This is a genomic window from Magnetococcales bacterium, from assembly GCA_015232395.1.
Classification (GTDB): Bacteria; Pseudomonadota; Magnetococcia; order Magnetococcales; family JADFZT01; genus JADFZT01.
Map to the genome: position 1 here is coordinate 19,309 of JADFZT010000067.1, position 7,826 is coordinate 27,134.

At 56.8% G+C, this 7,826-nt stretch carries 4 protein-coding genes and 1 pseudogene; 2 read left to right on the forward strand and 3 right to left on the reverse strand.

The features are described from left to right. Positions 1-26: 26 nt before the first annotated feature. Complete coding sequence (locus tag HQL52_15830; GenBank protein ID MBF0370919.1) at positions 27-3,452, reverse strand: AsmA-like C-terminal domain-containing protein; 3,426 nt, start codon at positions 3,450-3,452, stop codon at positions 27-29. A gap of 137 nt (positions 3,453-3,589) precedes the next feature. Here HQL52_15830 and glnE point away from each other — a divergent pair, with 137 nt between their 5' ends. Next, positions 3,590-6,682, forward strand: coding sequence for a bifunctional [glutamate--ammonia ligase]-adenylyl-L-tyrosine phosphorylase/[glutamate--ammonia-ligase] adenylyltransferase (gene glnE, locus HQL52_15835; protein ID MBF0370920.1), 3,093 nt, complete (start codon positions 3,590-3,592; stop codon positions 6,680-6,682). Positions 6,683-6,696: 14 nt separating this feature from the next. Continuing rightward, positions 6,697-6,999 carry an HNH endonuclease gene (locus HQL52_15840; protein MBF0370921.1) on the forward strand — a complete coding sequence of 101 codons (303 nt, stop codon included), beginning with the start codon at positions 6,697-6,699 and terminating at the stop codon, positions 6,997-6,999. A 155-nt stretch (positions 7,000-7,154) separates the two neighbouring features. On the opposite strand, the pseudogene HQL52_15845 reads toward HQL52_15840, so the two are convergent. Together HQL52_15845 and HQL52_15850 are read right to left on the reverse strand one after the other, a co-directional pair. After that, positions 7,155-7,340, reverse strand: a pseudogene (locus tag HQL52_15845) (hypothetical protein). 310 nt (positions 7,341-7,650) lie between these two features. Then, positions 7,651-7,826, reverse strand: a 176-nt coding sequence (locus HQL52_15850) for a hypothetical protein (GenBank protein MBF0370922.1), incomplete at its 5' end; no start/stop codon positions are given.

Sequence of the window (7,826 nt, forward strand, 5' to 3'; positions counted from 1 at the left end):
CTGCCAAAGAAACCACCCTCCACCCATCACTCATCGCTCTCCAAGGAATCATACACCTCTGAGCCGAATTCTCCCTCTTCGGGCATGGTGAGCAGATCGCCGTAAAAGGTCAGAATATCCCGAAGCGCTCCCGGAGCCAGGCTTGAGACCGGATTGACCTGCACCTGGGGATCCTTCATGGAGCCGGTCACGTTAAACTGGGTCTCCAGGATGGTCTGCCGGTTGCCGCCAACCAGTAGACCTACCAGGGGCAGCTTGGTCAAGATGTCATCCAGCGTTTGCAGAGGCCGGATACCCATCAATAAATCCAAACGATCCTTGGCCAGGTCCACTGTACCGGAAAGGACAATCTTCATGGAAGGCCCCACCAGCTCCACCGACTCCCCCTGCCACACCGAATCCCTCAGGTCAAAGTCGCCCACCAGGGAATTGAAATAGAGCCCCTCCCCGATCAGATCGGGCCGATCCCCCACCATGAGATCCGGCAGTCCCCGAAGTGAAAAAAGACCGAACAGCTGGGAAATACCCTGAAGAGACTGGATCGCCCCCTTTTCGACCCGGAATCGCCCCACTCCGGTCAAATGATTTTTCAGCACATTCCCTCTGGGCACGCTCCCTTCCAGATCCAGGGAGAGAGAACCCTCACCACCCAGCATGCCTTCAGCCCCAAAAAAACCGCGCAACAGCTGGCCGGTATCCCCACTCTCGATATTCAAGTGTGCTCCATAGGGGCCAAATCCGGGTTGATCAAGCCAAAAAAATTCCCCATCCAACTGTAGCTCTTTGGGGTTGGCCTCCTGCTCCGACGGCTCTTTCCCGTCCTCTCCATCCTCTTGGCTGTCGGTGGTGTCATGGCCGGCCCCATCCCCGGCCCCGCCATCTTTTCCACCCCCCTCCTCCCCCTGGATCATTTTTAAAAAATCGATCCGCACCGAGCGCTCTTCCAGCGTGATGCCCGTATCCAGCTGCCGGGCGAGGAGGGCATTTTTCAAAGTCACCCGATCTGCCTTGAGATGGAGATCCACACTGGGCCAGGGGGTTGACTTAAACACCTTTTCATCCATGCTTTTTTCAGCCCAAATGGCCGGAAAATCGAGTTGTGTCAGGTCTCCCAAAATCCGCCAACGCCCTGCCCCACCCCCGTTATTTTCCTCTCCCCCATCTGAGGAGCGGCTGATATAAAATTTGCCCTGATTTTGCTCCAGATCGAAATGATCCAGATTGAGATGGCCGTTAAAGTCGGAAAAATTAAATTTTCCCCTGCCGTTAAAATCAAGATTGCCCAAATCGGCCCCAATACGATCAAAATGGAGTCGCCCCTTTTGATCCAACACCCCCCGAGCAGTCACCATGCCGGGGCTTCCTGAAGGTTTGGACCACCCCAAACGCCCCTGGATACCAAGGCCTCTGGCATTCAAAGTCAATTCAGTATCGAATTCAGGCTGGTTGGATCTTTTCTGAATTTTGAGCTTCAACGGGGTCTGTCCGGTGACCCTCCCATCCGGCCCCAAAAAGGGGGCGGCCAGCCAGTTGGAGAGACGCTTTTGGGGCAGGCTGCTGTTGAAGGCCATCTCCAGCGTGATGCCCTGGGGACGCCGATAGCCCGAGGCGCTGATTTCTCCGGTGACCGGAAGCTGGTCGAAGCGGGCCTGATCCACCAACAATAAAAACCGATCCGGGTCCACCTCGAAGCGGCCTTTGACATCGGTGACCGGAGATTCCAGAAAGGGAAGTTTGACCCAACCCTTTTTGATCCGGGAAGCGACGCCCTCATAACGGCTTTTTTTGATATTATTCAGCGGCAGGGAAATATCGAGCTTGAGATCTCCCTGCCCCTGTACCTGGGAGCCTGCCATCCCCACCGCCCGATCCCACTTGAGCACCGGATTGGCCACCACATCCTGCCACAGAGCTGCCAAGTCGGCTTTGTCGGCCAGGGAGCGTATTTCCACCACCGGATTGTGGACCATGTCTGAGATACCCACCCGGCCCCGTACGGTGGTGGAGCCCAAAAGCTGGCCCCGATCAACCTCCGCATGCATGGAGAGACGATCAAAAACCACACGGCCCGCCACCTTTTTTATCAGGGGCAGCCCCTTGAAATAGCGCACTCCCAAGCCGACCACATCTCCCTCAATGCGAAAAATATTTTCCTCATCACCTGGAGCCAGGGGGGGAGGAAACGGCACCTTTCGAATGGGTCCTTTGATACGGGCCGTCGCCTGGGTCACCCGGCCCCCGATCAGGGAGTTGTCGAGCCAGCTGACCAGGGAATCGCGCATGATGGCGGCGGGAAAATAGAAACGGGCTTTGGCGGTTGGCACTCCAAAGGCCCGTGCGGTCAAATCCATGGTAGCCCCAGGCTGGCCCAGGCCGTTGAGCTGCAACGACCCTTCCCCCTTGCCATGGGTGCTGGCCAAATCAAATCGGGCCACATCCAGATTCCAGCTTCCCCCCTTCTCTTCCCCCAGAGAGCCGTTGGCGGTGACCCGGGTGACCGGCATGGGCCAGCGGAACAGTTTGGGCCACTTTAAAAATCCCGGTCCGGTCCACAATCGCCACTGGCTGGACAGGGATTTTCCTGCCCCCCACTGGCTGGAGATGGACAACGCCAGGGGCACTTCCAGACCATCCAGGGGATGCATCCCATCGATATAGGGGCGAAACGGCTCCATCCTGAGATCCTTGGTCTGGATATCCAGCCCCCAATCCCCTATTGGTGATCGATCACCCACCCCGGAAAAATGGGCGCGGTGGCTGCTTTCAGCCCACATTTCACCATTAAACTTAAATCGGGCAGCCCCATCGGCGGTTAAAAATACCGACAGGTCGAGCTGTTCCACCCCCCCGCGAAAGGGGCGGTTTTCAACCAATTGCCGGGTATCTTCCAAATGCACTTTGGAATTTCGAAATATCAGGTGGGATATGGGCAGCTCCGCCCGCCCCCGCCAGGCATCCCTGTTGGCTTGATTCCCCAAATTCTCCCCTGCCAGCGGTATCTCCCCCAGATAAAAACGGTTGTCTTGCCGCCGGGTAAGATGAATGGCAGCCTCTTCCAGTACCAGCCCTAAAAATTGCCAGCCCCGAGTCCAATCAAGAGGTGAAAAGCGCAGCAGAAGAGCCCGGGAGTGCAGAATCGGCTCGGCCATGCCGGGGGCTCTCAGGGTCAATTCATCCCCGGAGATAGACAGAGAGAGCCCTGCCTGAATCGAAACCCCTTTCAGGGAGATGTCGAGCCCTGTCTCCCGGGAGATATGGCGGGCCAGTTCAGGGGCCAGATGGTTGATGTCGGGGGGACGCCAGACCAGCCAGCCATAGAGCACCATCAATACCCCGGCAACCCCGATCAATGTGCGCAGGCCAAAACGCACCACGCCCCAAACGAAACGCACAGTCATTCGACCGGGTGAACGGGGTGGTTTGGGGGGTGGTTTGGGAGTGGTTTCGGGCATGACCTTGTTGGAAACGGGCGAAAAATGATTTTATTGTAGGGTAAAGTCGACATAAAATTCATGGGTTGGATTTGATTTTCAGCAAAACCCACCCATTTTTCTCCGTGGCCCCTGGTGACGGGGATGGAAGGATTATTTTGGATACGCCACTCGCTTCAGCTCTCGAAGGGTTTGACCTGACCCCGGAAAACAAAGCTCAAATAACTGATATTGCAGAAAAAACAGTTAGCCCACAAACAGTTGCCCAAGGATTGACAGGCTTCCGGGATAGCCATGGCGACCACCCGGAAAAGCTAGCCATCCTCACCCGGGCGCTAAAAGATCCCCTCTGGCAGCAACGACTGATCACCGCCTTTGGCAACAGCGGCTATCTGACCCGAACCATCCTGCGTTGGCCGGAATTTCTCGCCGAACATTTGGATGCCCCCTCCCCCCTCAGCCCTGAAGCCTTGAAGCGGCGCATTATCACAGATCTGGATGAAAACGGCCCCTCCCGGCAAAAAGCCGCCCAGCTGTTGCGTCACCATAAACATCGACAATTCATGCGCATCGGCCTCATGGATCTCACCAATGAAGCCACCCTCATGGAGACCACCGGTGCCCTCTCCGCCCTGGCAGATGCCACCCTGGAAGGAGCCTTGCACTGGTTGACCAAATTATATGTCAGCCGCTTTGGCCATCCGGTAGCGGACAAAACGAGCGAAGTGGACAGGAATCCTGAAGCGGGCGATTCCCCCACGGCGGACTCCCCGGCTCCCGCTCAAAAAGCCCAATTCGTCATTCTCGGCATGGGCAAGCTGGGAGGGGGAGAACTCAATTTTTCTTCCGATGTGGATCTCATCTTTCTCTATGATCTGGATGAAGCCCATACCGACGGCCCCCGCCCGATATCCATCAAGGAATTTTATACCAGACTCGGGCGGGATTTGATGAAATTGATGAGCGAGCCCACCGCAGACGGCATGGTGTTCCGGGTGGATTTGCGGCTACGCCCCGAAGGCGAAAGCGGCGATCTCTGCCTCTCCAGCCGCTCAGCGGAAACCTATTATGAATCCTGGGGCCAAACCTGGGAGCGGGCGGCCATGATCAAAGCCCGTCCCGTGGCCGGAAATCTACAAATGGGGGAGACCTTTCTCAAGCGTATCCGCCCCTTTGTCTATCGCCGTTATCTGGACTTTGCCGCTCTGGATGCCATCCGGGAGATGAAGCGTAAGATCGACCGTCACATCACCCAGGCTGAGGATTATCACACCAATATCAAGCTCGGCTATGGGGGCATTCGGGAGATCGAATTTTTCGTACAATCCCTACAGCTGATTCATGGCGGCCGCAAGCCGCAACTGCGTATTCGGGGCACTCTGGCCCTCCTCGACCTGCTGGCCGAGATGGCCCTCATCACGCCGGAAGCCGCCCGGGATCTCAATCAAGCCTACCATTTTTTACGCACGGTGGAGCATCGCCTACAGATTGTCCAGGAGCAGCAGGTCCACTCCCTGCCGGAAGAAAAGGGGGAATTTTTGGCCCTGGCCAAGCGAATGGGATTTTCATCCAGCGATCCCTTTCGGGAAAAGCTCGACAAGATCCGGAGTTCAGTGCAGCACTATTATGGCAACCTTTTTTTCGAGAGCGAACGCAGCCACCGGGAGCGCATCGATCCACTGGTCGAAGCTTTGCTGGAGTGCGACCCCAAGGAAGAGGCCTGCCTGGCACCTCTGAAAATCGCTGGATTTACCCATCCCGAGCAGGCCCGGGGGTTGTTGACCACCCTTCAGGAGGGCCCCCCCCGCATCGCCATCACTGAAACCGCCCGACGCTGGTATACCCGTCTGGCACCAACCCTGCTTCAGGAGATTATTCAGGCCCCGGATCAGGATATGGCCCTGCAAAATGCCCAGGAATTTTTACACAGCCTGGGCTATCGCACGAGCTATCTGGCGCTGCTGGTGGAAAACCCCCTGGTGTTGAACTTTTTGGTGCGCCTCTTTGGCAGCTCCAACCTGCTCTCCCGCTTTCTCAACACCCATCCGGAACTGATCGATAGCTTGACCACCCGGGATTTTTTGGAGCGCTACCGGGGGCGCGCCGAGCTTTCCCGATCTTTGGCGCATCTGGCTGCCGAGTGCGACAATCCGGAGCGGCGTATGGAGGTGATCCGGGAGTTTAAAAATACCGAGCTGCTGCGCCTGGGCATCCGGGATCTTTCGGGGACAGCCGACCCCGCCGAAGTGATGGCCGGTCTCTCCACCCTGGCCGATGTGATTCTCACCCAGATCATGGCCGACGCCATGGAAGAGATGGAAACCCATCACGGCGTTCCCCGATTTACAGATAGCGATGGCCACCGCCACCGAGCCCAGTTTGCCATCCTCGCCATGGGTAAGCTGGGGGGGCGGGAACTCAACTATGCCTCGGACCTGGATCTGATTTTTATCCATGGCAGCGATGGCGACGACGCTTTTACCGATGGTGAGCGTAGCGTTCCCAACAGCCAATTTTTCAATCGTCTGGGGCAAAAAATCGTCACCAGCATCACCACCATGACCTTCGGCGGCAAGCTCTATGAGCTGGACATGCGCCTGCGCCCTTCCGGCAACTCCGGCCCTCTGGTCACCTCTCTGACCTCCTTTCGAAAATATCAACACAACGATGCCTGGCTATGGGAACATCAGGCCCTGACCCGCGCCCGAGTGGTGGTAGGAGACCAGGAGCTGAGCCGGTTGATAAAAGAGGAGATCCAGACGGTTCTGACCAAACCCCGCAACCCGGAGGAGGTACAAAAGGAAGTCGATACCATGCGCCAGCGGATGTATGGGGAAAAAAAACCTCCGGCGGGAGAGGTGGATATCAAACAGACCCGGGGGGGAATCGTCGATATCGAATTTTTGGTGCAATATCTCATTCTTGCCCATGCTGCCAACCATCCGGAAATCGCCCAGCGCAACGCCACCAATGCCCTATTGAGCCTCCATCGGGCCGGTTTTCTCGATTTTAACCAGTATGCCACCCTGGATGGCTGTTACAGTTTTCTCCGCCTGGTGGAAAACCGCCTGCGACTGCTCCACGACCGCTCGGAAAACCGCATCGGCCCCGACCCCCAGTCCAGAAAACGCCTCGGTCGTCTTTGCGGGCTACAAGCTGATGAGGATATCGTCGCGGTGCTGGAAGAGCATTTTAAGCCGGTCCGAAAAATATATGACGCTCTACTGGGCTCTACTGACCCAACACATTGATCGGGGGATGGTTTATGAATCTGGATAGTTTTTTCCAGGGAGATCCCGACCAGATGGAACGGGAACGGAAGAAGGCCCGGGAGATGAAACGCTCCCCCTGGTGGAAAAACCGCATCGGCAACGGTGTCTGTACCTACTGCACAGAACGTTTTCACCCCAAGGAATTGACCCTGGATCACGTTGTGCCCCTGGTCAAAGGAGGACGGACCAGCAAAAGCAATTGCGTGCCCGCCTGCCATCAGTGCAATCAGGACAAACGCCACATGGCAGCTGGAGAGTGGAAGGCGCTACTGGAAAAACGGGGATTGTTGGAGTGACCGGTCCAGTGGCTGTGATCGGTTGAACCGGTGGCACGTTTTCACCCAGGAGGCCCTCAAGCCCAGCGATTGACTCGACGTTCCCGGGGTCTTTTGGATTTTTCGAAGGTATCTTTGGGTCGGGAGCGTCTGCTGGTGGCAGAGTGTCTCTTGGGTTTGGCTTCAAATTTCAAGCAGGGGGCACCCGAGGCCTTCATCACTTCCATAGAGGGCATCTGACGGGTTTTAAAACCCATCGCCTTGCACCCTCTGGGAAATTTGGAATCCCAGGTGACGTGGAAATGCTTGCACTTGCGGCAATCCACCCCACCTGTCGGGTGGTCTTTCGGGGTGTCGGCCATGGGCCTGAATGATTCCTGATCGACAGTTGGGCCTGCCTGCTCGGCATGCCCGGATGATCCCCTGGTTGAATCAATCCCCTCTCCAGTCAATTAAATCGACAGGAGGAGGAATCCATTCACCGGTCACATCCAATTATGGCATACCTTGCAGGCACACCCAACCGTCCAATCCGGTTCAAGCTAAAATCCGGCACAGGATGGACTGAAAACCGGCCCAGGCCGAAGGGTCGCTCCCCAAACCAAGGGGATATTCCTCCCAGGCTGAGCCGGATTTTCCGCTTCTTTCAAAAAGCCAACCTCTGCCACTGCCTCAAACGACAATATCCACCGACTGCTGGCGAGTCGCCTGAGCGGTGATATCGGCCTGACCCTGACCCGCCCGGGGGGGTGGGGGTGGAGCACTTGAGGAGATCCGATTGACCACCGCTGGCTGTTCCCGATTTCCGGATACCGATTCATTTTCCGGGGGGGGGGCCAGGGGCATAC